This window comes from Microbacterium sp. Kw_RZR3 (assembly GCF_029222405.1).
Classification (GTDB): Bacteria; Actinomycetota; Actinomycetes; order Actinomycetales; family Microbacteriaceae; genus Microbacterium.
The window spans coordinates 1-1,794 of sequence record NZ_JARHXC010000009.1 but is presented as its reverse complement, the minus strand read 5'-3'; the positions used below and the strand labels follow the sequence as shown (position 1 = coordinate 1,794).

1 protein-coding gene and 1 pseudogene are annotated in these 1,794 nt (G+C 70.6%); one reads left to right on the top strand and one right to left on the bottom strand.

Features of this window, described 5'->3' with window-relative positions; translation table 11 throughout:
- Positions 1–693, top strand: a pseudogene (locus P2P98_RS00260) (hypothetical protein); the annotation flags it as partial.
- Between the two features lie 17 nt (positions 694–710).
- Here the strand turns inward: P2P98_RS00260 and P2P98_RS00255 are convergent.
- Positions 711–1,751: a zinc-dependent alcohol dehydrogenase family protein gene (locus tag P2P98_RS00255; RefSeq protein ID WP_275796056.1), complete on the bottom strand. Its 1,041-nt coding sequence runs from the start codon at positions 1,749–1,751 to the stop codon at positions 711–713.
- Between the last annotated feature and the right edge of the window lie 43 nt (positions 1,752–1,794).

Below are 1,794 nucleotides of genomic sequence, written 5' to 3'. Positions count from 1 at the left end.
GACTTCAACGGTGATGGGAAGTCTGATCTCGCCTGGTATGAGGCGTGGAACCATAACGGCGCGGCCCAAGTATTGCTGTCGACGTCGACGGGTTTCTCGGGGGCGGAGTGGCTGAAGGGCTACGGGAAGCCCGATTGGGCGAATGGCGCAGCGGTCGTTTCGTCTTCAGCTGATCCACGGGTCCAGGGCAGGCCAGCTATCGGTACTACTCTGACGGTCGCGTCGTCCGGCTGGTACCCGGGCACCGTGTCGCTGCGGTACCAGTGGCTACGGAACGGCCAGAGTATCCCGGGCGCGACGGCGGCGAGCTACCCGGTGGTGGACGCGGACGCACAGAAGTCGATCTCGGTCACCGTCACGGCGGAGTCGCCGGGATTGATAGCCGTCTCTCGCACGAGTGCGCCCGTCTCGGTGCCCGCACGGACATTCGCATCCACACCGACTCCGACCATCTCGGGAACGGTGAAGGTCGGCGCAACCCTCTCTGCGAAGACGGGGACGTGGTCTCCGAGGGCCTCGTTCGCATATCAGTGGTTGCGAGACGGCAAGACTGTCCGCGGCGCGACGTCGAAGTCGTACACGCTTGTGGCAGCGGACGCCGGATCCAGGATCACGGTCCGCGTCACGGGGACACGTACTGGCTACGCCGCCGTGACGAAGACGAGCGCAGCGACCTCGATCGTCAAGCGATGACCGCTGGGTCGCGCGGGTCAGTCCCGCCGCGGATCGATCATCGTCATGCCCGCCGGTGAGGCCGTGTCCATGCCGGGGAGCAGGGTCGCCGCCTCGCGCAGCCCGATGACGCGCTCGATCAGGTCGTGCGGGCGCAGCGCACCGCTCTCGATCAGCGAGAGCATCTCGGGATAGTCGACCGCTGCCATGCCGTGGCTGCCCAGGAGGTCGAGCTCCCACGCGATGACGCGCGCCATCGGCATCGGGGTCATCCCGTCGGCCGTGGGCAGCAGCCCGATCTGCACGTGGCGTCCCCGCCGGCGCAGGCTCAGCACCGCGTCGCGCGAGGTCTGAGCGCTGCCGACCGCGTCGACGGCGACGTGGCTCCCGCCGCCGGTGATCTCGTGCACCACGGCGGCGATGTCGGACCCGTCGGCGAGAAGCGTGTGCTCGGCGCCGAGGCGAGCGGCCGCCTCGAGAGCCGCGGGCGTGCGATCGACGACGATCACGCGCGCGCCGAGGGCGACCCCGATCATCACCGCGCTGAGGCCCACCCCGCCGGCCCCGACGACCGTGATCCACTCGCCCGCCTGTACGCGGGCGCGGCCGGTCAGGGCGCGGTACGCCGTGGCGAAGCGGCATCCGAGCGCCGCAGCCGCCTCGAAAGAGACGCCGTCGGGGATCCGCACGACGTTCGTGTCGGCCGCGCGCAGGACGACCCGCTCGGCGAACGAGCCCCACTGCGTGAACCCGGGCTGCTGCTGGTCGGGGCACACCTGCGCGTCGCCCGCGAGGCACCACTCGCACGCCCCGCAGCCCATCACGAACGGCACGGTGACGCGGTCGCCGACGCTCCACCGCTGAACGCCCGCGCCGACCTCGACGATGACGCCCGCCAGCTCGTGCCCGGGAACGTGGGGGAGCGAGACGTCGTCATGCCCGACCCACGCGTGCCAGTCGCTCTTGCAGAGCCCGGTCGCGTGCACCTCGACCACGACCCCGCCGTCCGGAGCGGTCGGGGCCTCGACGTCGCGCACCTCGAGGGGTGCGGCCAGGGCGTCCATGATCATCGCGCGCATGGCATCCATTCTTCCGCCCTCGCTCGGGGCGGCCGCCTTCTGT